Source organism: Streptomyces sp. Act143, assembly GCF_003143935.1.
Taxonomy (GTDB): Bacteria; Actinomycetota; Actinomycetes; order Streptomycetales; family Streptomycetaceae; genus Streptomyces.
The window spans coordinates 9,215,123-9,239,283 of the sequence record NZ_QFRX01000001.1; the positions used below are offsets into that span (position 1 = coordinate 9,215,123).

General features: G+C 71.0%; 23 protein-coding genes. 7 read left to right on the forward strand and 16 right to left on the reverse strand.

Going from position 1 to position 24,161, the window contains the following annotated elements:
• Nucleotides 1-103 precede the first annotated feature (103 nt).
• Nucleotides 104-1,705 (forward strand): alpha/beta hydrolase, encoded by a 1,602-nt coding sequence (locus DI272_RS42160; RefSeq protein ID WP_109500420.1) that lies wholly within the window; start codon nucleotides 104-106, stop codon nucleotides 1,703-1,705.
• Between the two features lie 36 nt (nucleotides 1,706-1,741).
• Here the strand turns inward: DI272_RS42160 and DI272_RS42165 are convergent, their stop codons facing one another.
• The 5 genes from DI272_RS42165 to DI272_RS42185 form a co-directional block, all read right to left on the reverse strand.
• Nucleotides 1,742-2,770 carry an NAD(P)-dependent oxidoreductase gene (locus DI272_RS42165; protein WP_109500421.1) on the reverse strand — a complete coding sequence of 343 codons (1,029 nt, stop codon included), beginning with the start codon at nucleotides 2,768-2,770 and terminating at the stop codon, nucleotides 1,742-1,744.
• A gap of 59 nt (nucleotides 2,771-2,829) precedes the next feature.
• Nucleotides 2,830-3,555 (reverse strand): 1-acyl-sn-glycerol-3-phosphate acyltransferase, encoded by a 726-nt coding sequence (locus DI272_RS42170; RefSeq protein WP_109500422.1) that lies wholly within the window; start codon nucleotides 3,553-3,555, stop codon nucleotides 2,830-2,832.
• 284 nt (nucleotides 3,556-3,839) lie between these two features.
• Complete coding sequence (gene rocD / locus DI272_RS42175) at nucleotides 3,840-5,063, reverse strand: ornithine--oxo-acid transaminase (RefSeq protein ID WP_109500423.1); 1,224 nt, start codon at nucleotides 5,061-5,063, stop codon at nucleotides 3,840-3,842.
• Nucleotides 5,060-5,884 (reverse strand): dimethylargininase, encoded by an 825-nt coding sequence (gene ddaH, locus DI272_RS42180; protein WP_109500424.1) that lies wholly within the window; start codon nucleotides 5,882-5,884, stop codon nucleotides 5,060-5,062. The genes rocD and ddaH overlap by 4 nt, the downstream gene beginning before the upstream one ends.
• Before the next feature lie 153 nt (nucleotides 5,885-6,037).
• Nucleotides 6,038-6,523, reverse strand: coding sequence for an Lrp/AsnC family transcriptional regulator (locus DI272_RS42185; protein ID WP_109500425.1), 486 nt, complete (start codon nucleotides 6,521-6,523; stop codon nucleotides 6,038-6,040).
• A 99-nt stretch (nucleotides 6,524-6,622) separates the two neighbouring features.
• Between DI272_RS42185 and DI272_RS42190 the strand changes: the two genes are divergently transcribed.
• From DI272_RS42190 to DI272_RS42205, 4 genes are read left to right on the forward strand one after another with little or no spacing between them, the layout of a single operon-like run.
• Entirely contained in the window at nucleotides 6,623-7,372 is a 750-nt protein-coding gene (locus DI272_RS42190) for a LytTR family DNA-binding domain-containing protein (protein WP_109500426.1), read from the forward strand.
• Between the two features lies 1 nt (nucleotide 7,373).
• Entirely contained in the window at nucleotides 7,374-7,736 is a 363-nt protein-coding gene (locus DI272_RS42195; RefSeq protein ID WP_109500427.1) for a hypothetical protein, read from the forward strand.
• A 13-nt stretch (nucleotides 7,737-7,749) separates the two neighbouring features.
• Nucleotides 7,750-9,462 carry a cation acetate symporter gene (locus tag DI272_RS42200; RefSeq protein WP_109500428.1) on the forward strand — a complete coding sequence of 571 codons (1,713 nt, stop codon included), beginning with the start codon at nucleotides 7,750-7,752 and terminating at the stop codon, nucleotides 9,460-9,462.
• A complete protein-coding gene (locus tag DI272_RS42205; RefSeq protein WP_109500429.1) occupies nucleotides 9,459-10,649 on the forward strand; it encodes a sensor histidine kinase in 1,191 nt (396 codons plus the stop codon). Before DI272_RS42200 ends, DI272_RS42205 begins: the two co-directional genes overlap by 4 nt.
• 9 nt (nucleotides 10,650-10,658) lie before the next feature.
• On the opposite strand, the gene DI272_RS42210 is transcribed toward DI272_RS42205, so the two are convergent.
• From DI272_RS42210 to DI272_RS42240, 7 genes are all read right to left on the reverse strand, one after another.
• Nucleotides 10,659-10,829: a hypothetical protein gene (locus tag DI272_RS42210; protein ID WP_109500430.1), complete on the reverse strand. Its 171-nt coding sequence runs from the start codon at nucleotides 10,827-10,829 to the stop codon at nucleotides 10,659-10,661.
• Nucleotides 10,830-10,852: 23 nt separating this feature from the next.
• Entirely contained in the window at nucleotides 10,853-12,712 is a 1,860-nt protein-coding gene (locus DI272_RS42215) for a serine/threonine-protein kinase (RefSeq protein ID WP_109500431.1), read from the reverse strand.
• Nucleotides 12,713-12,739: 27 nt separating this feature from the next.
• Nucleotides 12,740-14,113: a PASTA domain-containing protein gene (locus tag DI272_RS42220; protein ID WP_109500432.1), complete on the reverse strand. Its 1,374-nt coding sequence runs from the start codon at nucleotides 14,111-14,113 to the stop codon at nucleotides 12,740-12,742.
• Between the two features lie 102 nt (nucleotides 14,114-14,215).
• The gene (locus DI272_RS42225; protein ID WP_109500433.1) at nucleotides 14,216-15,166 is read right to left on the reverse strand and encodes a cytochrome c oxidase assembly protein; all 951 of its coding nucleotides are present in this window, start codon (nucleotides 15,164-15,166) and stop codon (nucleotides 14,216-14,218) included.
• 110 nt (nucleotides 15,167-15,276) lie between these two features.
• Nucleotides 15,277-16,302: a 6-phosphofructokinase gene (locus DI272_RS42230; RefSeq protein WP_109500434.1), complete on the reverse strand. Its 1,026-nt coding sequence runs from the start codon at nucleotides 16,300-16,302 to the stop codon at nucleotides 15,277-15,279.
• A 191-nt stretch (nucleotides 16,303-16,493) separates the two neighbouring features.
• Nucleotides 16,494-17,222, reverse strand: a complete 729-nt coding sequence (locus tag DI272_RS42235; protein ID WP_109500435.1) for a type 1 glutamine amidotransferase — start codon at nucleotides 17,220-17,222, stop codon at nucleotides 16,494-16,496.
• 17 nt (nucleotides 17,223-17,239) lie between these two features.
• Nucleotides 17,240-18,478, reverse strand: coding sequence for a MurT ligase domain-containing protein (locus DI272_RS42240; protein WP_109500436.1), 1,239 nt, complete (start codon nucleotides 18,476-18,478; stop codon nucleotides 17,240-17,242).
• Nucleotides 18,479-18,583: 105 nt separating this feature from the next.
• Here DI272_RS42240 and def point away from each other — a divergent pair, with 105 nt between their 5' ends.
• Entirely contained in the window at nucleotides 18,584-19,129 is a 546-nt protein-coding gene (gene def, locus DI272_RS42245) for a peptide deformylase (RefSeq protein ID WP_109500437.1), read from the forward strand.
• A gap of 64 nt (nucleotides 19,130-19,193) precedes the next feature.
• Here the strand turns inward: def and DI272_RS42250 are convergent, their stop codons facing one another.
• Nucleotides 19,194-19,838 (reverse strand): TetR family transcriptional regulator, encoded by a 645-nt coding sequence (locus tag DI272_RS42250; RefSeq protein WP_109500438.1) that lies wholly within the window; start codon nucleotides 19,836-19,838, stop codon nucleotides 19,194-19,196.
• Nucleotides 19,839-20,011: 173 nt separating this feature from the next.
• On the opposite strand from DI272_RS42250, the gene DI272_RS42255 reads away from it, so the two are divergent.
• A complete protein-coding gene (locus tag DI272_RS42255) occupies nucleotides 20,012-21,238 on the forward strand; it encodes an acyl-CoA dehydrogenase family protein (protein WP_109500439.1) in 1,227 nt (408 codons plus the stop codon).
• Between the two features lie 4 nt (nucleotides 21,239-21,242).
• Here DI272_RS42255 and DI272_RS42260 read toward each other — a convergent pair whose 3' ends face one another.
• The 3 genes from DI272_RS42260 to DI272_RS42270 are packed head-to-tail and all read right to left on the reverse strand — an operon-like array spanning nucleotide 21,243 to nucleotide 24,062.
• Nucleotides 21,243-21,764, reverse strand: coding sequence for a cupin domain-containing protein (locus DI272_RS42260; RefSeq protein ID WP_109501320.1), 522 nt, complete (start codon nucleotides 21,762-21,764; stop codon nucleotides 21,243-21,245).
• Nucleotides 21,761-22,975 carry a cytochrome P450 gene (locus DI272_RS42265; protein WP_109500440.1) on the reverse strand — a complete coding sequence of 405 codons (1,215 nt, stop codon included), beginning with the start codon at nucleotides 22,973-22,975 and terminating at the stop codon, nucleotides 21,761-21,763. Before DI272_RS42265 ends, DI272_RS42260 begins: the two co-directional genes overlap by 4 nt.
• Nucleotide 22,976: 1 nt before the next feature.
• Nucleotides 22,977-24,062: a type III polyketide synthase gene (locus DI272_RS42270; RefSeq protein WP_258314934.1), complete on the reverse strand. Its 1,086-nt coding sequence runs from the start codon at nucleotides 24,060-24,062 to the stop codon at nucleotides 22,977-22,979.
• Nucleotides 24,063-24,161 lie beyond the last annotated feature (99 nt).

Below are 24,161 nucleotides of genomic sequence, written 5' to 3' on the forward strand. Positions count from 1 at the left end.
TCCGTTTATCGGATTGGCAAAGAAGGGCTACGGCCCCTGTTCTCAGGGAACCCACAGCCGGGAGGATCCCCGTACTCATCAATGACGTACGGGGAGGTCGCACTTGAAGCACCACAGACCGACAAAGCGGGCCGCGGCGTTCGGTTCCGCCGGAGTGCTCGTCACGGCGACCCTGATAGCCGGGGCCGTGGCGGCGCCCACCGCGAACGCGACCGCGGGCGCCCGGCACGGCCAGGACCGCGAGGCCCGCGGTGCCGCCATCGCCGCCGCCCGGGCCGAGAAGGCCGGCATCGACTGGCAGGACTGCCCCGCCGACTGGGGGCTGGAGAAGCCCATCCAGTGCGGCTGGGTCACCGTGCCGCTCGACTACGCCAAGCCCTACGGCAAGCAGATCAAGCTCGCCGTGGACCGCATCGGCAACACGGGCACCCCCGCCGAGCGCCAGGGCGCGCTCGTCTACAACCCCGGCGGACCGGGCGCCTCCGGCCTGCGCTTCCCGCGCCGGGTCACCACCAAGGCGCCGGTGTGGGTCAACACGTCCAAGGCGTACGACTTCGTGGGCTTCGACCCGCGCGGCGTCGGTCACTCCGCGCCCATCTCCTGCATCGACCCGCAGGAGTTCGTGAAGGCGCCCAAGATGGACCCGGTGCCCGACTCCGAGGCCGACAAGCGCGCCCAGCGCAAGCTCGCCCGCGAGTACGCCGAGGGCTGCTACGAGCGCAGCGGCGAGATGCTGCCGCACATGACCACGCCGAACTCCGCGCGCGACCTGGACGTCATCCGCGCCGCGCTCGGCGAGAAGAAGCTCAACTTCCTCGGCGTCTCCTACGGAACGTACTTCGGTGCCGTCTACGGCACGCTGTTCCCGGGCCACGTCCGCCGTATGGTCGTCGACAGCGTCGTCAACCCCTCGCGGGAGAAGATCTGGTACGAGGCCAACCTCGACCAGGACGTCGCCTTCGAGAAGCGCTGGAACGACTGGCAGGACTGGGTCGCCGCCAACGACGCCGCCTTCCACCTCGGCACCACCCGTGCCGAAGTGCAGGCGAAGTGGCTGGAGTTGCGGGCCACCGCCAAGAAGAGCCCGATCGGTGGCGTGGTCGGTCCGGCCGAACTGATCGGCTTCTTCCAGAGTGCCCCGTACTACGACTCCGCGTGGGTCTCCACCGCCACCGTGCTCAGCAAGTACTTCGCCGGTGACACCCAGGCGGTCGTCGACGCGGCGGCCCCCGACCTCTCCGACACGGCGGGCAACGCCTCCTCGGAGAACGGCAACGCCGTCTACACGGCCGTCGAGTGCACCGACGCCAAGTGGCCCACCAGCTGGCAGAAGTGGGACCGGGACAACACTCGGCTGCACAAGGACTACCCGTTCCTCACCTGGGCCAACGCCTGGATGAACCTGCCGTGCGCCACCTGGCCGGTCAAGCAGCAGACGCCGGTGGACGTCAAGACCGGCAAGGGCCTGCCCGGTGTGCTGATCGTCCAGTCCGAGCGGGACGCGGCGACCCCGTACGGCGGCGCGGTCGAGCTGCACAAGAGGTTCAAGGGCTCCCGGCTGATCACCGAGAAGGACGCGGGCTCCCACGGCGTGACCGGCCTGGTCAACCCGTGCATCAACGAGCGGGTGGACGCCTACCTGCTCAGTGGCAAGCTGGACGCCGCCGACGTGACGTGCGGACCGCACGCCACGCCGAAGCCGTAACACCCGGGGGCGGCCCGCAGAAGGGCCGCCCCTTTCTCATGCCGTCAACCAGGCGTCCTCCGCCGCGTAGTCGAAGAGGTCGCCGTACGCCTGGGCCATCTTCGGGTAGGCGTCCCGCCAGTCCCGCCCGGCGAGCTGCGCCTCGATCGAGGCGACGGTCTCGGCCAGCCGGTCCGCGTACCGCACCACCGGCCGGTACCCCAACTCCCGTGCCGCGGCGGACATGTCGCAGACGACGGGAGCCGGCACCGACCACGGGGTGTCGCCGACACCGGGCGCGGGCGGCGGCCCCTCGACGAGGACGTCCTCCCGCTCCACGCCCATCACCGCGTCGACGGTCCGGGCGATCTCCGCCACCGTCGGTGCGTCCGGGTCGACGGCGTTGAGGACACGGGTCCCCGGCCGGGCTGCCGCCAGCCGGATCAATTCGGCGATGTTGTGGACGCTCGCGGGGTGGAACCGGCTCTCACCGCCGTGGGCGAGGACGCGCCGGGTCCGCCCGTCGAGGTTGCGCTTGACGAAGTAGAGCTCGCGCGGCGACCGGCAGTACGGCCCGTGGACGGCCCCGGCCCGCAGCAGGGTGCTCGGCAACGCCGCGCCTGCGGCGAGGAGTTCACGTTCCAGGGCGGCCTTGCGGGTGCTGTAGGAGCGCTCGCCCGGCCGCACCGTGCGCTGGTCCTCGGTCAGGGGCACCGGGTACTCGGGGAACCCGTCCGGCTCGTCCTGTGTGTCGAAGTTCCGTCCCTTGTCGTCCTCGTACACCGACACGCTGGACACGACGACGGCGGACCCCACGCGCCCGGCGAGCGAGGTCAACTGCCGTGCGTGGGAGGGGCCGTAGGCGACCATGTCGACGAGCACGTCGCACCCGTCGCCCACGACGGCGGCCAGCGCGGCGTCGTCCTCCCGGTCCACCCGGGCGGCACGCACGTCCTCCGGCCAGCTCTCGTCCCGGCCGCCGCCCCGCGAGGCGGCGGTCACCTCCCAGCCCTCCCGGGCCAGCACACCCACCGCCGCCCGACCGATCTGTCCGGTCGCCCCGATCACCACAGCACGTCGCGTCATGCGGGGACCGTACGCCGCTCCCGCCGGGGTCTCCCAGGGGTTTCTGCCGACAGCAGAGGTCACCCGAGCGGCATGCGCGGGAACCGCCGCTCCTTCTCCGACCTGGCCTCGGCGTCCTTCGCCTTCGCGACGGCCGCGTACTCGTCGACGTACTCCTGCTGCGAGAGGCTGAGGATGGCGTACATGATCTCGTCGGTGACGGCGCGCAGGATCGCCTTCTCGTTCTCCATGCCGGCGTAGCGGGAGAAGTCGAGGGGTTCGCCGAAGCGGATGTCGACGGGGTGGAGGTTGGGGATGACCTTCCCGGGCGGCTGCGCCTCGAAGGTGCCGATCATCGCGCAGGGGATGACGGGCACCCCGGCCTTCAGCGCCATCACCGCGACGCCGACCTTGCCCTTGTAGAGCCGCCCGTCGTGCGACCGCGTGCCCTCCGGGTAGATCCCGAGCAACTCGTCCTTGGCGAGCACCCCGAGCCCCTCGCGGATGGCCGCCTGCCCCGCCTCCTTGCCGGTGCGGTCGACCGGGATCTGGCCGGCGCTCCGGAAGAAGAACGCGGTGAGCCGGCCCTTCACGCCGCCTCCCGTGAAGTACTCCTTCTTGGCCAGGAACGTGATGCGCCGCTTGAGGATCGCCGGCATCAGGAAGTGGTCGGAGAAGGACAGATGATTGCCGGCGACGATGGCCGCACCGTCGGCGGGCACATGCTCCAGACCTTCGATCCGGGGCCGGAAGACCAGTCTCAGCAGTGGTCCCAGCAACACGTACTTGAGCAGGTAATAGAACAAGGGACGCTCCTCACTCCGGCATATCGGCTCAACCGCCGCGTTCCAGCAGGTCAACCGGCGTGTCGTGGGGGTGCCAGTGTAAGTGCATGCGGGAGCGCGGGGAACGGGGGCGCGGGTGGGGATGGCCGCGGGGACAGCCTGGTGTGCGCGGCGGCCCGGCGGCAACGTGATCGAGTGCACGATGACGGAAACGCGAGCATGAGTGGCGGACACGTGGGTCTTGTGCGGGCCCAGGGGAAGGGGGTGCGGCTCCCCCTCCGGAGAGCCGCACCCCGTTCGGCCGCTCAGCCCCGCGCCAGCACCGTCTCCAACGCCCCGAGCGCTCCGGCGAGTTCATCCGCCGTGATGGTCAGCGGCGGCGCTAGCCGAATGGTCGACCCGTGGGTGTCCTTCACCAACACCCCTTCCCGCAGCAGCCGTTCGCCGATGTCGCGTCCGGTGCCGAAGGACGGGTCGATGTCCACGCCCGCCCACAGTCCGCGCGCCCGGAAGCCGAGCACACCCTTGCCGACCAGCCTGGTGAGTCCGTCCCGCAGCAGCACCCCCGACTCGGCCGCCCGCTGCTGGAACTCGCCCGTCTCCAAAAGCTCCACCACCGCCGTGCCCACCGCCGCCGCCAGCGGGTTGCCGCCGAACGTCGAGCCGTGTTCGCCGGGGCGCAGCACCCTCAGAACGTCCCGGCGGGCCACCACCGCCGACACCGGCACGATGCCGCCACCCAGCGCCTTGCCCAGCAGCAGGACGTCCGGGACGACCGACTCGTGGTCCACGGCGAGCGTGCGGCCCGTGCGGCCCAGGCCCGACTGGATCTCGTCGGCGATGAAGAGGCAGCCCTTGCTGCGGGTCAGCTCGCGGACACCGGTCAGATAGCCGTCGTCGGGGATCAGCACACCGGCCTCGCCCTGGATCGGCTCCAGGAGCACCGCCGCCGTCGTCTCGTCGATCGCCGCTTCCAGGGCCACCAGGTCGTTGTAGGGCACGATCCGGAAGCCCGGCGTGAAGGGGCCGAAGCCCGCCCGCGCCGTCTCGTCCGTGGAGAAGGACACGATCGTCGTCGTACGGCCGTGGAAGTTCTCCGCGGCCACCACGATCGTCGCCTGGTCGGCCGGGACGCCCTTCACCTCGTACGCCCACTTGCGGGCCACCTTGATGCCGGACTCGACCGCCTCGGCGCCCGTGTTCATCGGCAGCACCATGTCCAGGCCCGTCAACGCGGCCAGCCGCTCGGCGAATTCGGCCAGCTTGTCGTTGTGGAAGGCGCGGGAGGTGAGGGTGAGGCGGTCCAGCTGGCGGTGGGCCGCCTCGATCAGGGCCGGGTGGCGGTGGCCGAAGTTGAGAGCCGAGTAGCCCGCCAGCATGTCCAGGTAGCGGCGGCCCTCGACGTCCTCGACCCAGGTGCCCTCGGCGCGGGCGACGACCACCGGAAGGGGGTGGTAGTTGTGCGCCAGCACCGGTTGCTCGGCGCGGATCAGGTCGGCGGACGAACGCGTGGTCACGGGAGCGGTCATGAACGGATCTCCTGAGTGCAGCACTTGATGCCGCCGCCTGCCTTGCGGAACTCGGACAGGTCGACGGGCACGGGGACATAGCCGCGGTCGGCGACGGCGGCGGCGAGGGCCTCGGCCTGCGGCGCGATGAAGACGTTCCGTCCGTCGGACACGGAGTTGAGGCCGAAGGCCAGCGCGTCGTCCAGCGTCGCCGTCACGGCGTTCGGGTACAGGCGCGCCAGCACCTCCCGGCTGCCCGGCGAGAACGCCTCCGGGTAGTAGGAGATGTTGTTGCCGTCGACGGAGTCGTCCAGCACGAATAGAGCCGTGTCCAGGTGGTAGAAGCGCGGGTCCACCAGCGTCAGGCTGATCACCGGGTGCCCGAAGAACTCCTGCACCTCGCGGTGCGCCTCCCGGGTGGTGCGGAAACCGGTGCCGGCCAGCACGTACCGGCCCGTCCAGACCAGGTCGCCCTCGCCCTCGCAGACCGACTCGGGGCGGTGGACGTCGAAGCCCGCCGCCTTGAACCACATGTCGTAGTGCGTGGACTCGGGGCGCCGCTCGGGCGCGTGGAAGAGGGAGCCGAAGACCCGGCCGTCCACGACGACCGCCGAGTTCGCGGCGAAGACCATGTCCGGGAGACCGGGGGCCGGCTCCACGCTGTCGACGGTGTGGCCGTGGGCCCGGTAGGCGCCGATCAGCGCCTGCCACTGTTCCCGGGCCAGGTCCACGTCGACGCGGACATCGGGTTGCATCCAGGGATTGATCGCGTACTGCACGGCGAAATGTCTGGGTTCGCAGACGAGGAAACGCCGTCGGCGCGGCACACGGGAGTCGGACACAGAGGGGTTCCTCCGCTTCCTGGGTGTCGACTGGGGGTTGACACCAAGGTAGGAAGTGACGGTCACGCCCGACAAGCAACGAGAATTGCGTGTCTGCGCAGGAATGCTGCGTCTTCGACCATGAGCACGCAGGTTCGCTGCGCGCTCGGATGTTTATTCGGGAGCCGGCTGAGTGGCGCCCGCCTCAGGGCTCTCCGGGAGCAGATGCGACAGCACCATCACGCTGATCGTCTTGCGGATGAACGGCTCCACCCTGATCCGCTCCAGCACCTCCTCGAAGTGCTCCACGTCCCGCGCCCGCACATGCAGCAGCGCGTCCGCCCCGCCCGTCACCGTCATCGCCGCCGTGATCTCCGGATGGTTGCGCACCACCTCCGCGAGCCGCCGCGGCGGCGCCGCGCCCTCGCAGTACACCTCGACGTACGCCTCCGTGCGCCAGCCCAGCGCCGACGGCTGCACGGTCGCCGTGAACCCGGTGATCACGCCGGTGTCGCGCAGCCGGTCCACCCGCCGCTTCACGGCCGTCGACGACAGCCCGATCGCGGCACCGATCTCCGCGAAGGACGTCCTCGCGTTCGCCATCAGCGCGGTGACGATCTTCCGATCGAGCTCGTCGAACGCGGCCAACCTGCTGTTCATGGCCGCACTGTATCCACCGGTGCCCCCTCCGTGGCCGGCACGGACGCCGACACCTCAGCGCATGTCCAGACGTACGAATTACTCCTACACTCCGGGTTCATGCTGCGCGCCCTGGCTGTCGACGACGAACGCCCCTCGCTGGAGGAACTGCTCTACCTCCTCAACGCCGATCCCCGCATCGGCAGCGCGGAGGGCGCCGGCGACGCGACCGAGGCGCTGCGCCGCATCAACCGGGCCCTGGAGTCCGGGCCGCACGGCCCGGAGGCGATCGACGTCGTCTTCCTCGACATCAACATGCCCGGCCTCGACGGCCTCGACCTGGCCCGGCTGCTCACCGGCTTCGCCACACCGCCGCTGGTCGTGTTCGTCACCGCCCACGAGGACTTCGCCGTGCAGGCCTTCGACCTCAAGGCCGTCGACTACGTCCTCAAACCCGTCCGCAAGGAACGCCTCGCCGAGGCCGTCCGCCGGGCCGCCGAACTCAGCGACGCCGCACCCCGCATCCCCGTGCACGAACCCGATCCCGACCACATACCCGTCGAACTCGGCGGCGTGACCCGCTTCGTCGCCGTCGAGGACATCACCCACGTCGAGGCCCAGGGCGACTACGCCCGGCTGCACACCACCAAGGGCAGCCACCTCGTCCGCATCCCCCTGTCCACCCTGGAGGAACGCTGGCGCAACCGCGGCTTCGTCCGCATCCACCGCCGCCACCTGGTCGCCCTGCGCCACATCGGTGAACTCCGCCTCGACGCCGGCACGGTCAGCGTCCTGGTCGGCACCGAGGAGCTCCAGGTCAGCCGGCGCCACACCCGCGAGCTGCGCGACCTGCTGATGCGGAGGGCCTGACATGCCGCCCCCGGACCCCGCCGAGCGCCGCGTCGTCGTCACCGGCCCGCCCCGCCGCACCCGCCGCACCACCGGCTACTACCGCCCCCGCACCGAGATCGACGAGCAGACCACCCTCGGCCACACCTACGTCCGCTCCCTCATGCGCAGCCAACTCCGCGCCGGACTCACCGTGTTCGCCGTCCTCGGCCTCCTCATCGGCCCGCTCCCGCTGCTGTTCGCGGCGATGCCCGACGCCCGGCGGGTGGAGTGGGCGGTCCTCGGCTTCGGCATCTACGTCCCGCTGGTGCTGCTCGCACGCTGGTACGTGCGGCGGGCCGAGCGCAACGAGCGGGACTTCGTCAGGCTCGTGGAAGACCGATGAGACACACGGACCGATGAACTCCAGCTACGCCGTCCCCGCCGTCGCGCTCGTCGTCGTCGCGACCGTCCTCGTCGGCGCCTTCGGCCTGCGCATCTCCCGCACCACCTCCGACTTCTACGTCGCCTCCCGCACCGTCGGGCCCCGCCTGAACGCGGCCGCGATCAGCGGCGAGTACCTCTCCGCCGCCTCCTTCCTCGGCATCGCGGGCCTCGTCCTGGTCCAGGGCCCCGACATGCTCTGGTACCCGGTCGGCTACACCGCCGGATACCTCGTCCTCCTGCTCTTCGTCGCCGCCCCGCTGCGCCGCTCCGGGGCGTACACGCTCCCGGACTTCGCCGAGGCCCGGCTCGCCTCGCAGGCGGTACGACGACTGGCGGGAGCCTTCGTCGTCGGGGTGGGCTGGCTGTATCTGCTGCCCCAACTCCAGGGCGCCGGGCTGACCTTGCAGGTCCTGACCGGCGCCCCCGACTCGCTGGGCGGTGTCATCGTCGCCGTGGTCGTGGTCGCGACCGTCGCCGCCGGAGGCATGCGCAGCATCACCTTCGTCCAGGCCTTCCAGTACTGGCTCAAGCTCACCGCCCTGCTCGTCCCCGCCCTCTTCCTGATCCTCGCCTGGCAGGGCGACGGCGCCCCCAGCCACGCCTTCGAGGAACCGGCCACCTTCCGCGAGCAGCGCGTCGTCCGCGTCGACGACAGCCTCGACCTCAAGCTCGACCGCCCGCTGACCGTCACCGTGGACGGCACGGTCGACGGCCGCGCCCACGCCGGCACCGCACTCCGCCTCCGCGCCGGCACCCACCACATCGACGCCGGCACCCGGCTCACCTTCGCCGAGGGCGACCCCGTCCCCGAGGCCGACCGCCGCGACATCGCCGGCCTGTCGCCCTCACAGGCCGAGAGCCGCGGCGAACGCCCGCTGTACGCCACGTACGGACTGATCCTCGCGACCTTCCTCGGCACCATGGGCCTGCCGCACGTCGTCGTCCGCTTCTACACCAGCCCGCACGGCGTCGCCGCCCGCCGCACCACGGTCGCCGTACTGGGCCTCATCGGCGCCTTCTACCTGCTGCCCCCCGTCTACGGCGCCCTCGGCCGCCTCTACGCCCCCGAACTCACCCTCACCGGCGACGCGGACGCCGCCGTCCTGCTGCTGCCCGACCGGGTGATCGGCGGCCTCGGCGGCGACCTGCTCGGCGCGCTGGTCGCCGGGGGCGCCTTCGCCGCGTTCCTGTCCACCGCCTCCGGGCTGACCATGGCCGTCGCGGGCGTCCTCACCCAGGACGTGCTTCCCTCCCGCGGCGTACGGCACTTCCGGCTCGGCACGGTCCTCGCCATGGCCGTGCCGCTGGCGGCGAGCGCCCTGGTCGGCGGGCTGCCCGTCGCCGACGCGGTCGGCCTGGCCTTCGCCGTGTCCGCGTCCTCCTTCTGCCCGCTGCTCGTCCTCGGCATCTGGTGGCGCCGGCTGACCCCGCCGGGCGCCGCCGCCGGGATGCTGGTGGGCGGTGGCTCCGCGCTGGTCGCCGTCGCCGCGACGATGGCCGGCTTCCCCGGCTCGGGCGCCCTGCACGCCGTGCTCGCCTGGCCGGCGCTCTGGTCGGTGCCGCTGGGCTTCCTCACCATGGTGCTGGTGTCCCTGGCCACCGCGGGGCGGGTCCCGGCCGGGACGGCGGCGATCCTGGCGCGGTTCCATCTGCCGGAGGAACTGCGGACGGAGGTGAAGGCGTGAGCGGCTTCCTCGCCGGGCTGTGCGTGGCGATCCTGCCCCTGCTGGCCGCCGGGTTCTGGCTGGGCAGACGCACCGCGCGCCCGGAGAACCTCGGCGGCCTCGGCACCCCCGTCGAGCACGCCACCTTCGAGACCCTGCACACCGCGTCCCTCGCCGCACCCCCGCTCCGCGCCGGCCTGACCGAGGAGACCGCCCGCAAATCCGCCCGCAGGCTCCGGACCCTGCTCGGCACGGACGCCCTGTGCCTGACCGACCAGGAGCGGGTCCTCGTCTGGGACGGCGTCGGCGGCCATCACCGCGACGAGATCATGAAACGCCTCGCCGGCCCGCTGGAGACCGGCCGCGGCGAGGCCTTCCCGCTGACCTGCGACGCCCTCGACTGCACCGTGAGCTGGGCCGTGGTCGCCCCGCTCACCGTCGACGACCGCGTCCACGGCGCCCTGGTGGCCTGCGCGCCCCGCGAGTCCGCCGTGCTGGTGCGGGCCGCCGGAGAGGTCGCCCGGTGGGTCTCCGTCCAGCTGGAGCTGGCCGACCTCGACCAGTCCCGCACCCGGCTCATCGAGGCCGAGATCAAGGCCCTGCGCGCCCAGATCTCCCCGCACTTCATCTTCAACTCGCTCGCGGTGATCGCCAGTTTCGTCCGCACCGACCCCGAGCGCGCCCGTGAACTCCTCCTGGAGTTCGCCGACTTCACCCGCTACAGCTTCCGCAGACACGGCGACTTCACCACCCTCGCCGACGAACTCCACGCCATCGACCACTACTTGGCGCTGGTCCGGGCCCGCTTCGGCGACCGCCTCTCCGTCACCCTGCAGATCGCCCCCGAGGTGCTGCCGGTCACCCTGCCCTTCCTCTGCCTCCAGCCGCTCGTGGAGAACGCCGTCAAGCACGGCCTGGAGGGCAAGGCGGTGTCCGAGGGCAAGTGCCACATCCAGATCACCGCCCAGGACACGGGCGCCGAAGCCCTCGTGGTCATCGAGGACGACGGCGCCGGAATGGACCCCGCCGTGCTGCGCCGCATCCTCGCCGGCGAGGTCAGCCCCTCGGGCGGCATCGGCCTGTCCAACGTCGACGACCGGCTGCGCCAGGTGTACGGCGACGACTACGGCCTGGTCATCGAGACCGCCGTGGGGGCGGGCATGAGGATCACCGCCCGGCTGCCGAAGTACCAGCCGGGCGTGCACTAGGGCCGCGGCTCAGGTACCGCGGGTGACGATCAGCCCGAGGGTGATCAGGCCCAGCACGACCCAGCCGAACCACAGCCAGCCGTTGCTGCCGAGCGCCACCGTGTAGGCGGTCACCACGACGAGTCCGCCGACGGTGAGCACCCCCATCGTTCTGGCCGAGCCGTCCGTGGAACCGGGCATCGCGACACCCTCCTCGGGATTCCTCAGGATCCGTCCCCCTCCATGGTGCCCCCGTTCTGCTTCCTGACGGTGCAGACGACGAAATGAGTGCCCGCCTTCCAGGGCCCCTCGCTCGTCCAGGACCCCGCCCGGTACACGGATGGATCGAAGCCGTAGTCGCCCGGTGCCACCTCCCGGCCGCACGCCAGATCCGCCGCCTCGGCGCGCGCCTCGTCCAGGGTGACGTCCTCGCCCAGCCGGGTGAACCCGAGGACCTGCTCGTCGTGCGGCCCCGCGCAGGAGACCAGCCGCGCGTCCCGGTTGGACCGGACCTCCAGACAGTCCCGCTTCTGCATGGAGGTGACGTCGAGGAACTTCGTCCCCGGCTTGCGGTGCTCGCCGAGCGGCCCGTACACCGGGCCGTGCGCGCCCAGCACCAGACAGGCCGTGCGCTTCCCGGCGGCCGTGAAGCCGTCCGCGGTCGGTACCAGGGCGAAACTGCGCACATCGGCCAGTTTCCCGCGGATCTCCTGGGTCTGCTCCTCGCACCGCGCCGGCCCCTGCGCCCGCGCCTCGGCCGCGGACGCGGCGGCGACGAGCGCCATGACCTGTCCGTCCGGCGGCCGGCTGCACGTCGCGTCCAGGCTCACCCGGGGAGTGCCCTGGAAAGGCGTCGTGCCCGGCCAGTCGACGGTCACGCAGTCGCCGTCCCGGAGGGCCTTGCCCAGCCCGACGTCCGTCCCGTACGGCGCGGTGTTCGCGCTGCCGCCACCCCCTTTGCCGGGCGGCTGCTGCGCCACCGCGTACCAGACACCGCCCCCGGCGAGCACCAGCCCCAGCAGGCCCGCGAGCGCCGAGTGCAGGGCCCGCGGCCGGGTACGGCGCCGGCTCCCCCCGCCGCCGGTGACCAGAGGTCCGAGGCCCTGCGGTACGGGCGGCGGCGGGGGAGCCATGGGACCCGGCGGGGGCGGCGCCGGCTGCGCCCACGGCGGCTGCGAGTTCAGGGCGGTCTGGGTCCGGGCGAACGGGTCGGCCTGCGGCGTGACGAGCTGCGCCAGCGCCGTCTCCGCCTGCGCGGCGGAGATCCGCAACCCCGGGTCCTTGACCAGCATCGCCTCCAGTACGGGGGCCAGGGCGCCCGCCCGCACCGGTGGCCGCGGCTCCTCCGTGACCACCGCGCTGATCTCCGCGAAGTGCGACTCGCGCTCGAAGGGACCGCAGCCCTCCACGGCGTGGTAGAGCGTGCACCCCAGCGAGAACAGGTCGGCGGCCGCAGTGGGCGGCCCGCCCGTGGCCCGCTCCGGCGCCAGATAACCGGCGGTCCCGACCAGCACGGACGTCAGCGTGTACCGCGTCTCCCCGGCGTCCGGCTGCACCGAGATGCCGTAGTCGGTGAGCAGGACACGGCCGTACGGCGCCCCCGTGCGGTCCGGCGCGAGCAGGATGTTCGCGGGCTTCACGTCCCGGTGCATGACACCCCGCTCGTGCCCGGCGGTCAGCGCGTCGAGGACCGCGAGCCCGATCCGGGCGGTGTCCGCGGGCGCCAGCGGGCCGCGCCGGGCGACCAGTTCCCGCAGGTCCACCGCGCCCGGCACGTACTCCATGACGATCCACGGCAGCCCGTCGTGCTCCAGCACGTCGTGCACGGTCACCACGTGCGGATGACCGCGCAGCCCGGCCGCGTGCCGGGCCTCCGCGCGGGCACGGGCGACCCGGGCCTCCCGCTCGTGACCGGCCTCCGCCGCGTCACGGAAGACGATCTCCTTGAGCGCCACCTCGCAGGCGAGTCTCTGGTCGTGGGCGAGCCACACATGGCCCATGCCGCCGCTGCCCAGCTGGTTCAGCAGCAGATAGCGGCCGGCGATGACCCGGCCCACTCCCGATGTCGATGGTCCTGAAGGCATCCGGTGACTCCCGGGTTCTGCGGGGCGTTACGTGGCGACGCTTGCGGTGGGCTCCTCCGGCGCGGACTCACTGGAGGGCGGCGGCGCGCCGGTGGTCTCCGGGGGTGCGGTGGTGGTCACCGGCGGCGGTGCGCCGGTCGTGACGGGCGGGGGCGGGCTGCTGGTCACCGGCGGGGGTGGCGGCGGTGCGCTGGTCGTCGTCTGCGGAGGCGAGTTCGTCACGGCGGGGGACGAGCTCGACGGCGGGACCGATACCGAGGGTGAGGCCGGTGGCGGCGTCGACGGTGGCACCGGTGTCCAGGGGCTGGTGGACGGCGAACCCGGCCCGCCGCTCGACGAGGACGGCGGCGGCGAGGAGGGCGGTCGCGACGTGCTGCCGTCCGGCCCCGGTGTCGACGGCTGCGTCGGCGGGGGAGTGGTGACCGTGCCGCCGGACGCCGAGTCCTCGGCCACGCTCACCGTCACGTACTGCCCGAACCGCAGCTCGGTCCCGGCCGGCGGATCGGTCGCCGTCACCCGCGCGCTGTCCGCCGGTGCCGACGCGGTGTCGTACCCCGTCGCGAGCCCCTTGTCGGCGAGCGCCTGCCGGGCCTCACCGAAGGTCCGGCCGGTCAGGCCGGGCACGGCCTCCGTCCTGCGGGTGTCGAAGGTGTCGTCCTTCGCCCCCGTGGTTCCGACCGGCCGGTTGATCCCCCGGTCGGGGTCGTCCACGTCGACGAGGGCGATCCGCTGCAGCGGACGGGCCGCGGGCCGCACGGCCACGACCGAGGAACGGTCGTAGCCCTTCCACTCCTTGTTCCCGTTCCCGAACTTGACCGAGATACGGTTCGTGTCACCTGTGAAGGGACGCAGCGGATTTCCACAGCTGCACTTCACGGCCGGCTGCCCCTGCTGATCGACGAGAATCGCGATTCCGGCCTGGAGCAGTGAGTCGTAGGGAACGGCCTTTCCCTTTTTGTAGTCGTGGTTCTTCACGAGCGTGTCGTGACGCAGCAGAACAGGTGTGAGCCGGTCCAGGTATTGCGGAATCTCGCCGGTGGTGATTCCCAGTGCGCGCGCCCATGCCTGTGCCTTCTGGTCGTTCGCGGGATCGGTGAGGAATTTCTCCAGCTTGTCGACATCACAGACGGTCGGTTGCTTCGAACCCCCGTACAGACCGGGGGTGTCGCCCTGCTGGAGGCTCCCCCGGACGGGCCGCGACGCCACCGGCTGATCCTTGCCGAGGCCACTGCCCTCGTCGAAGAAGGGCGCGAGCGAGGGCACCCCGGCGGCGACCGCCTTCACCACCTGCAATGGAGTGCCGCGATCGCACCCGCTGAGCGCCAGGACGAAGACCAGCAGCACCGCGATCCGGCGGATCGCCGATTTCCCGGCCCTGTGCAGAAACACGTGAATTGTCATCACCGCTCCCCCCGGCGGTTCCGTCAGCGCGTTTCATGCTACTGAATGGAAAAGCATTCCCGCGGGATTGAGGGGAAAGGGTGGAATGAGGGGAAAGGGGTGTCAGTTCCCGCGTGCGTTCAGTGAGGCCAAATAGGCGTTGTACGCCTCGAGTTCCTTGTCCCCGTCCCGGTCGGCGGCCCGGTCCTTGCGTCGCGCCTGCCGCTGTTCGGAGCCGTACCACTGGAACAGCAGCGCCAGCAGCACCAGTACGGACGGGATCTCGCTGAACGCCCAGGCGATACCGCCCGCGGCGTTCTGGTCGGAGAGCGCGTCGATACCGAGCGAGGCGGGCGGGTTCTTGAACGTCTCCACCATCGGGGTCGATGCCATCATCAACGCGATGCCGAAGAAGGCGTGGAAGGGCATGCCCGCGAACAGCTCCAGCATCCGCATCAGATAACCGGGCCGGTGCGGTCCCGGGTCGACGCCGATGATCGGCCAGAAGAAGACGACGCCGACCGCGAGGAAGTGCACCATCATCGCGATGTGCCCGGTCCTGGATCCCATGAGGAAGTCGAAGATCGGGGTGAAGTAGAGCGCGTAGAGGCTCGCGATGAACAGCGGGATGGTGAACGCCGGATGCGTGATGATCCGCATGTACCGGCTGTGCAGCAGCGCCAGCAGCAGCTCGCGCGGCCCCTTGCGCCCCTTCCCGGCGGCGGGCAGCGCCCGCAGCGCGAGCGTCACCGGTGCGCCGAGCAGGATCAGGATCGGCGACAGCATGCTGATGACCATGTGCTGCACCATGTGCACGCTGAACATGACCATGCCGTAGTCGTTGAGCTTGGTGCACATCATCAGCATCACGGTCAGCACACCGACGACGTACGAGACGATCCGCCCCACCGGCCAGGCGTCCCCGCGCCGACGCAGCCGCACGACCCCGTACGCGTACAGCCCGAGCCCCAGCAGGCAGGCGACGAGGAAGAACGGGTCGGCCGACCACTGAAGACCCCGCCCCAGCGTGAACGGCGGCAGATCCATGGTCATGCCGTGCCCGCTGTGATCCATTACGGCGGCTCCTGATTCGTGGGGGTTGTGCAAGTCTGTCCGCACACAGACTAGAACTGCCCCCGGCCGCAGCTGCGGCCGGGGGCAGATTCCTCAGTTCCGGTGTCGTCCTACAGCACGCACTCGGCTTCCTCGTAGCGCTCCGCGGGAACCGTCTTCAGCGTCTCCACGGCCTCCGCCAGCGGCACCATCACGATGTCGGTGCCCCGCAGCGCGGTCATGTGACCGAACTCGCCCCGGTGCACGGCCTCCACCGCGTGCCAGCCGAAACGCGTCGCCAGCACCCGGTCGTACGCGGTCGGCGTACCGCCCCGCTGCACATGCCCGAGGATCACCGGCCGCGCCTCCTTCCCCAGCCGCTGCTCCAGCTCGATGGAGAGCTGCCGCGCGATCCCGGCGAAGCGCTCGTGCCCGTAGATGTCCTTGCCGCCCTCGTCGAACGCCATGGAACCCGGCGCCGGCTTCGCGCCCTCCGCCGCGACGACGATCGCGAACCGCTTGCCCGCCTCGAACCGCTCGCCGACCCGCTTGGCCAACTCCTCGATGTCGAAGGGGCGTTCCGGTACGACGATGGCGTGGGCGCCGGCCGCCATGCCGGAGTGCAGCGCGATCCAGCCGGTGTGCCGCCCCATGACCTCGACGACCAGCACCCGCTGGTGCGACTCGGCGGTGGTCTTGAGCCGGTCCAGCGCCTCCGTCGCGACCCCCACGGCCGTGTCGAAGCCGAAGGTCACGTCGGTGACCGCGATGTCGTTGTCGATGGTCTTCGGCACGCCCACGACCGGCAGACCGGCGTCGGACATCAGCCGGGCCGCCTTCAGCGTGCCCTCGCCGCCGATCGGGATGATCGCGTCGAGACCGAGCTCGGCGACATGGCCCTTGGCCCGCTCCACACCGTCCCGCAGATGCGAGGGCTGAACCCGGGAGGAGCCGAGGATGGTGCCGCCGCGGGCGAGGATGCCGCCCACCGCGTCCAGGTCGAGCTTGAGGTAGTCGCACTCCAGGAGGCCCTTCCAGCCGTCCCGGAAGCCGATGACCTCGTCGCCGTGGTCGGCGACGGCACGGTGCACGACGGACCGGATGACGGCGTTCAGGCCGGGGCAGTCGCCGCCGGACGTGAGGACACCAATGCGCATAGCCCGAAACAACCTTCTCAACGTGGGCCGGGGACCGGACCACGCTGTCCGGCTCGATCCCCGCCACCCTAGCGGCAGGAGGGGGCGGGACCGAACCGTGCGTCCGCCTGCTGGACGGCCCCGCTCAGGTGTGCGGACCCATCGTCAGACGGGCTGGTAAAACCTGCCTGGAGCGCGAGTGAACGGCCAGCTCAGGCAGGCTGCTGCGCCGCCGCGATGCGCTCGTTGCGCAGCGCCTCGTACCAGCGGTCGTCGGTCGGCGGCAGCGCGTTCACGTCGAGCGCCAGCTTCAGCAGCAGGTCGGCGATGAGCGGGTTCCGCGCCAGCACCGGACCGTGCATGTAGGTGCCGAAGACCGTGTCGTTGTACGCGCCCTCCGTGCCGTCCCCCGTGCCGTTGCCGTTGCCGAGTTTGACGTTGGCGAACGGGCGGGCCGTCGGGCCGAGGTGGGTGACGCCCTGGTGGTTCTCGAAGCCGGTCAGCGGGGGCAGCCCGAGGCGCGGGTCGATGTCGGCGAGGACGTCACCGACGCACCGCGCGCCCTCACCGCGGACCGAGACCACGTCGAGGAGCCCGAGGCCCGGCTCCCGCTGGCCGAGGTCGTTGATGAACTCGTGGCCGAGGATCTGGTACCCGGCGCACACCGAGAACACGATCGCGCCGTTCTCCACCGCCCGGTGCAGACCGCCGTCCCGGCGCAGCCGCTCGGCCGCGAGCCGCTGCGGACGGTCCTCACCGCCGCCGATGAGGTAGATGTCCCCGGAGGTCGGGATCGGCTGGTCGCTGCGCACATCGAGCCGGGCCACGTCGAGGCCCCGCTGCCGCGCCCGGCGCTCCACGACCAGGGCGTTGCCCTGGTCGCCGTAGGTGCTGAGCAGGTCGGGATAGATCCAGACGATCCGCAGCTGGTTGTCGCTCACAAAAGTCCCCTGAGGTGTCAGTTGCCGACGCGGCGGCGCAGGTCCTGGAAGGCGGTGTAGTTGGCGATGACCTCGATGCGGCCGGGCGGGCACAGCTGCACGGCCTGGTCGAGGTTCTCGCACACCTGGAAGTGCTGGTTGGCGACCTCCAGGCGCACCGCGAGGTCGAGCTTGCGGTCGCCGATGACGCAGATCGGGTGGCCGGTCAGCCGCGTGTAGTCGACGTCCCACAGCCAGGAGGTGTCGGTGCCGTCGGCGCCGCGCGCGTTCACCGAGAGGATCACCGGGGTGGGCGGCGGATCGATCAGGCTGAACGTTTCGAGCCAGCCCGCGGGGTTCTTCGCGAGCAGCAGGCGCAGGTCGCGCTGCTGGAACTGCACGACGTCGTAGCGTCCGGCCACGGCCTGCACCTGGTACATGCGCTCCAGCGCGACCTGCGGCGGTACGCCGAACACGGCGGCGACGGCGGCCGAGGACGCGGCGTTGGCCTTGTTGGCGCGTCCGGGCAGCTGGAGATGGATGGGCCAGGCGGAACCGTGCGGGTCCAGCACATGGTCCCCGGACAGCGCCCAGCTCGGCGTCGGCCGCCGGAACCCGCACTCCCCGCAGAACCAGTCGTCGCCCGGCCGCTGCATCACACCGCCGCAGGACGGGCAGGACCATGCGTCGTCCTTCCACATCTGCCCGGCGGCGACCCAGACGACGTTGGGGGAGGAGGAGGCGGCCCACACGACCAGCGGGTCGTCGGCGTTGGCGACGATGACGGCCTTGCAGCCGGCCAGTCCCTCACGCCAGTTCTCGGCGAGCATGCGCGTCTCGGCGGCCCGGTCGAGCTGGTCGCGGGAGAGGTTGAGCAGCGCGATGCACTTCGGGTCGGTGTCCCGGGCGACGCCGGCGAGGTACTTCTCGTCGACCTCGATCACGCCGTAGCGCGCTTCCGAGCTGCCGGCGAGCGCCGAGGTGATGCCGGCGGGCATGTTGGCGCCGAGCGCGTTGGACACCACGGGCCCGGCGGCTCGCAGCGCCTCGGCGATGAGACGCGTCGTGGTGGTCTTGCCGTTGGTCGCCGAGACCAGGACCACATCCAGGTTCTGGGCGAGCCGGGCGAGGAGGTCGGGGTCGAGCTTGAGCGCCACCCGGCCGCCGATCACCGAACCGCTGCCGCGCCCCGCGGCGCGCGATGCCGCTGCGACCGCCTTACCGGCGGTCACGGCGATCTTGGCCCGCGGCGTGAGCGGGTCCGAGTTGCCTGCCATCAGTTCTCGATCCTCCTTGCGTACGCGCCGCGCCTGACGGCAACGTGGTGGTGGTCAGCCTATCGAGATCCATTCGCAGTCCCGAATCGCCGTACCCTTGCGGCCATGCGAAACGCCTCCATTCCGGGCACCCGCGGGCGCGTCCGGCCCCTCACGCTGCTCGGTGACCCCGTCCTGCACACCCCGTGCGAGGACGTCAAGGACTTCGGCCCGGAACTGGCGGCACTGGTGGAGGACTTGTTCGCGACGATGTACGCGGCCCAGGGCGTGGGCCTCGCAGCGAACCAGGTGGGGGAGTCGCTGCGGGTGTTCGTGTACGACTGCCCGGACGACGAGGACGTGCGGCACCTCGGTCATGTGGTGAACCCGCGGTTGGTGGAGGCCGACGGCGTGGTGCTGCGCGGTCCGGAGGGCTGCCTGTCCCTGCCGGGTCTGGAGGCGGGGACGGAGCGCTACGACCATGCGGTGGTGGAGGGGTTCACGATGACGGGGGAGCCGGTGACGGTGCACGGCACGGGGTGGTTCGCGAGGTGCTTGCAGCACGAGTGCGACCACTTGGAGGGAAGGGTGTATGCGGACCGCCTGACGGGCTGGCGCCACCGCAGACTGATGCGACAAGTGACGCGGACTTCCTGGGGCCGGGACAGCTGAGGCACCCAGGGGTGCGGGGAACTGCGCGACCGGCCCCCACCAGCCCTCAGCCGAAACACAACCCTCAGAACCCCGGACCTCCGACCTTGTCCCCGGCGGCAGCCAACCGCCCCCACAACAGATCAGCCAGACTCCGCACCAACTCGGCCCGAGAACACGGCCGTTCCCCCAGCCACCAGTCACCGGCCGCATGCATCATCCCGACGATCCCGTGCCCCCACACCCGGGCCAGCTGCTGGCTCCCGGGCCCGAGATCCAGCCGGTCCTCGATGACCTGCGCCAACTCCTCGCCCATCCGCCGCAGCAACGGCGCGGAGTGCTTGCCGACGTCGAATCCCTGGTCCCCGACCTGGCTCCCCTCCGCGGGATGCATCAGGAACCGGTACACCTGAGGGCGCGCCTCGATCGCCGCGAGATAGGTGTCCAAAGTGGCCTCGACCCGCTCGCGCCGGTCGGCGGGAGCGTCCAGCGCGGCCCGCAGAGAATCCAGCAGCGCATCTGTATGCCGCTTGGCCAACGCCGCGTAGAGTCCCCCCTTGTCACCGAAGTGACGGTAGAGGATCGGCTTGGTGATGCCCGCTTCCGCGGCGATCGCGTTCATGGAGGCCTGCGGTCCGTCACGCAGGACCACTCGGTCCGCGGCCTCCAGCAGCTCGCGCCGACGGCGGTCGGCGGACCGCTGCTGATCGGTCCGCTGCGTGGTGTCCATGAGCTCTCCCCACCCGTGCTGGTTCGGTGACGCCTGCGCAAACTAACACTCACCATGCCGCATGCATCGAACGGGCTGCCGAGGGGTCATCAGGAGTTGACTTTTCCTACCGGTCGGTAACAGACTCGGGTTACCGCTAGTAACATGCAAGTTGCGCCGCCGCTGGAGGGGACATGGCCGAGTTCACCATGGAGCTCAACGACGAACAGAAGGAGGTCCGGGACTGGCTGCACGGCTTCGCCGCCGACGTCATCCGCCCCGCGGCCGCCGAATGGGACGAGCGTGAGGAGACTCCCTGGCCGGTCATCCAGGAGGCCGCCAAGGTCGGCATCTACTCGCTCGACTTCTACGCCCAGCAGTACTTCGACCCCACCGGGCTCGGCATTCCGATGGCCATGGAGGAGCTCTTCTGGGGCGACGCGGGCATCGCGCTCTCCATCGTCGGCACCGGTCTCGCCGCCGTCGGCGTCCTCGCCAACGGCACCGAGGAGCAGATCGGCACCTGGATCCCGCAGATGTACGGCGACGCCAACGACGTCAAGGTCGCCGCGTTCTGCTCCTCCGAGCCCGACGCCGGTTCGGACGTGGCCTCGATGCGGACGCGTGCCGTCTACGACGAGGCCAAGGACGAGTGGGTGCTCAACGGCACGAAGACCTGGGCGACCAACGGCGGCATCGCCAACGTCCACGTCGTCGTCGCGGTCGTCGACGCCGACCTCGGCTCCAAGGGCCACGCGTCCTTCATCATCCCGCCGAACACGCCGGGCCTGTCCCAGGGCCAGAAGTTCAAGAAACACGGCATCCGCGCCTCGCACACCGCCGAGGTCGTCCTGGAGAACGTCCGGATACCCGGCTCCTGCCTCCTCGGCGGCAAGGAGAAGCTGGACGAACGCCTGGCCCGCGCCCGTGAGCGCGCCAAGCAGGGCGGCGAGCGCGTGAAGAACGCCGCGATGGCCACGTTCGAGGCGTCCCGCCCGGCCGTCGGCGCGATGGCGGTCGGCACCGCCCGCGCCGCCTACGAGGTGGCCCTCGACTACGCCAAGACCCGCGAGCAGTTCGGCCGCCCGATCATCGACAACCAGGGCGTCGCCTTCCAGCTCGCCGACATGCGCACGTCCATCGACGCCGCCCGCCTGCTGGTCTGGCGCGCCTCCTGGATGGCGATCAACGGCAAGCCGTTCACCGCTGCCGAGGGCTCGATGTCGAAGCTGTTCGCCAGCGAGACCGCGAAGAAGGTCACCGCCCAGGCGGTCCAGATCCTCGGCGGCAACGGCTACACCCGCGAGTACCCGGTCGAGCGCATGCACCGGGACGCGGCCATCTACACCATCTTCGAGGGCACGAGCGAGATCCAGCGCCTGGTCATCGCCCGCACCCTCTCCGGGATGCCGATCCGCTGACCCGCTACCGGTGTCTGAGCGGCGTCAGCTGTTCGATGTCGTACCGCGCGCGGAGTTCCTCGATCGCCGTGTGATCCGGCGGGCCTCCGCCGCCCAGGATCTCGAGCAGTTCCTCGAAGTACCGCTCGTGGTCCGGCGGCGGGGACGCCTGGAAGAACATCTTCGCGGGCGCGTCCGTCGGGTTCGCGAACGCGTGCGGACAGCCCGGGGGTACGACGATCACCGTGCCCGGCGTCGCCCGTACCACCCGGCTGCCCGAACTCGACTCCCAGCGCTGCCAGTTGTCGGGCGTGCGCACCCTGGGCTCGAAGGCGAGCACGTCCAGCTCGCCTTCGAGCACGTAGAACAGTTCCTCGCTGCGGGTGTGCACATGCGCGCCCACGTCGAAGCCGGGCGGCACGACGACCTCGAAGGTGGAGGCCGCGCGGGAGTGCGACCCGGTCACCTTGAAGGTCACGTGCTGGGCGGGGGTCTCGACGACCCGGCCGTGCCCCGGCGGTACGAGGAGCCCCTCGGCGGCCGTCACCACGTCACCGGGAGGGCCTCGGGGCCGCGGATCAACGCGCCCTTCCTGAAGGGCACCTGGTCCGGCGGGACCGCCAGCTTCAGTCCCGGGAACCGGTCCAGCAGCGCGTCCACCAGCAGCTCGGACTCCAGCCGGGCCAGCATGCCGCCCGGGCAGTAGTGCGGGCCGAAGCCGAAGGACACATGCGGGTTGGGGCTCCGGTCGAAGTCGATCGTCTCCGGGAACGGGAAGACGTCCGGATCGCGGTTCGCTGCCAGGTACGAGACATAGATCGGGTCGCCGGCCCGGATGCGTACGCCCCTGATGCCCACGTCCTCCCGCGCGATCCGCGACAGGCCGACCGCGTTGCGGTGCGGGATGTAGCGCAGCAGCTCGTCGATGGCGCGCGGGCGGATCGACGGTTCCGTGCGCAGGCGGTCCGCGAGGTCGGGGCGGGTCAGCAGCAGGTAGAACATCTGGCCGCTGTTGTTGGTCACCGCCTCGCCGCCGATCTGGAGCAGCACCGCGAGCCCCACGGCCTCGTCCAGCGTCACCTCGCCCCGCCCCACCGCGGCGCCGAGCAGCGAGGCGACGTCCTCGCCCGTGCTGCCCTCCCGCAGCCCGATGAGATCGCCGAAGTAGGCGCCCATCTCCTTCTTGGCCTTCTCGCTGACCTGCTTGCCGTGCGCGGAGGACAGGATCAGCTGGGTCCAGGTGTGCATGACGTGCCGGTCGGCCGCCGGGACACCCATCAGCTCGCAGATCACCGCGATGGGGAACGGGCTCAGGACGGTCGCCGTGAGATCGGCGGGCGGCCCGTGCTGCACCAGCTCGTCGACCAGTTCGTCCAGCAGCCGGCGGGACTTCTCCCGTACCCGCTCCACGCCCTTCGAGGTCAGCGCGGCGGCCACCGTACGGCGCAGCCGGGTGTGGTCCGGCGGGTCCAGGAAGCCGACGGCCCCCCGTTCGGGGATGAAGTGCGGGGCGAGCCGGGTGACCGGCTGGTCCATGACGGCCTCCCGGCTGAACCGGGGGTCATTGGTCACCGTCCGGACGTCGTCGTACCGGGTGACCAGCCAGGCCCAGCCCTCGCCGTTGGGCAGCTGGATACGGGTGACCGGACCCTCGCGCATCAGCTCGGTGAGCACCGGGTCGAAGTCGGTCCCGTTCAGGTCGAGGGCCGGCCAGTGCCGCACCGGCGGCAGGATCTCGGTGATCGTCTCTTCGGTCATCTCAGTCCGTCCCGTCCCTGCGCTGCCAGCGCCCCAGGGCCATTTCCGCGGTGATGCCGGGCCCGAACCCGGCGAGCAGCCCACGCGCCCGGTCCTGCGCCCCGCCCGCGTCGAACAGCCGCCGCAGCGCGTCCAGGACGACGGCGCTGGCGATGTTCCCGTACTCGGTGAGCGTGGCCCGGCTGAACCGGAAGGCGTGCGGATCGACCTGGAGGAACTTGCTCAGGTCGTCGAGGATGCGGGGCCCGCCCGCGTGAACTATGTAGAAGTCCAGGTCGGCGGCGTCCCAGCCGTGCAGCCCCGCGAGGTCCTGGAGCGCCGGGGCGAGCGGCTCCATGGTGGCCGGCACCCGCTTGTCCAGCTGGAAGTGGAAGCCGGTGGCCCGGACGTCGTACATGATCCACTCTTCGGTCTTGGGGATCAGGAACGAGCCGTTGCGTTCCAGCACGATGCCCTCGCCGCCCCTGCCGCGCACCACGGCGGCCGCGATGCCGTCACCGAACAGGCCGTTGGACAGCAGGTTGCCGATGCCGAGGTCGGTGGGCTGGTAGCAGAGCGAGCAGAACTCGCAGGCCACGATGAGCGCGTTGGCCTCGGGGTAGGCCGTGCAGAAGTCGTGCGCCCGGTTGATCGCCGCGCCGCCGGCCGCACAGCCCAGCTGGGCTATGGGTATCTGCCGGGTGGTGCTCGCGAAGTCCATCTCGTTGATCAGCCAGGCCGTCAGTGACGGCATCATGAAGCCCGTGCACGAGACGTAGATGATGACATCGATGTCGGCGGCCAGGACCTCGGCGTCGTCCAGCGCCCGCTGCACCACGGCCGGCACCCTGGCCTTCGCCTCGGCCACGTAGACCTTGTTGCGCTCCTCGAAGCCCGGGTGCTTGAGGGTCTCCTCGATGGGTTGCACGATGTGCCGGGTGCGTACCCCGGTGTTCTCGATCAGCCGGAGCGCCAGCGGCAGTTGGGGATGGTCCGCGTGACGGGAGCGCGCCAGCTCCAGCGTCTCCTCCATCGTGATCACATGCTCTGGAACGGACACCGAGGGTCTGCACAAAGTCGCCATGAACCGTGCCTGCTTTCGCCTCAGAGGGTGGTCCAGTCCACGATCACCCGAGGGGCAGACGACTTCGCGCGGTGTTACTCCGTTCCAGGGACGGGCGGAGTTCCAAACAGATACCGGAACAAC

Coding starts and splice junctions, on each gene's coding strand:
- DI272_RS42190 (WP_109500426.1), top strand. CDS start 6,623: ATGCTGCGCGCCCTGGCTGTCGACGACGAACGCCCCTCGCTGGAGGAA.
- DI272_RS42200 (WP_109500428.1), top strand. CDS start 7,750: ATGAACTCCAGCTACGCCGTCCCCGCCGTCGCGCTCGTCGTCGTCGCG.
- DI272_RS42215 (WP_109500431.1), bottom strand. CDS start 12,712: ATGCCTTCAGGACCATCGACATCGGGAGTGGGCCGGGTCATCGCCGGC.
- DI272_RS42210 (WP_109500430.1), bottom strand. CDS start 10,829: ATGCCCGGTTCCACGGACGGCTCGGCCAGAACGATGGGGGTGCTCACC.
- DI272_RS42225 (WP_109500433.1), bottom strand. CDS start 15,166: ATGGATCACAGCGGGCACGGCATGACCATGGATCTGCCGCCGTTCACG.
- DI272_RS42240 (WP_109500436.1), bottom strand. CDS start 18,478: ATGGCAGGCAACTCGGACCCGCTCACGCCGCGGGCCAAGATCGCCGTG.
- rocD (WP_109500423.1), bottom strand. CDS start 5,063: ATGACCGCTCCCGTGACCACGCGTTCGTCCGCCGACCTGATCCGCGCC.
- DI272_RS42250 (WP_109500438.1), bottom strand. CDS start 19,838: ATGGACACCACGCAGCGGACCGATCAGCAGCGGTCCGCCGACCGCCGT.
- DI272_RS42230 (WP_109500434.1), bottom strand. CDS start 16,302: ATGCGCATTGGTGTCCTCACGTCCGGCGGCGACTGCCCCGGCCTGAAC.
- DI272_RS42185 (WP_109500425.1), bottom strand. CDS start 6,523: ATGAACAGCAGGTTGGCCGCGTTCGACGAGCTCGATCGGAAGATCGTC.
- DI272_RS42265 (WP_109500440.1), bottom strand. CDS start 22,975: ATGACCGAAGAGACGATCACCGAGATCCTGCCGCCGGTGCGGCACTGG.
- DI272_RS42165 (WP_109500421.1), bottom strand. CDS start 2,770: ATGACGCGACGTGCTGTGGTGATCGGGGCGACCGGACAGATCGGTCGG.
- DI272_RS42255 (WP_109500439.1), top strand. CDS start 20,012: ATGGCCGAGTTCACCATGGAGCTCAACGACGAACAGAAGGAGGTCCGG.
- DI272_RS42220 (WP_109500432.1), bottom strand. CDS start 14,113: ATGACAATTCACGTGTTTCTGCACAGGGCCGGGAAATCGGCGATCCGC.
- DI272_RS42195 (WP_109500427.1), top strand. CDS start 7,374: ATGCCGCCCCCGGACCCCGCCGAGCGCCGCGTCGTCGTCACCGGCCCG.
- def (WP_109500437.1), top strand. CDS start 18,584: ATGCGAAACGCCTCCATTCCGGGCACCCGCGGGCGCGTCCGGCCCCTC.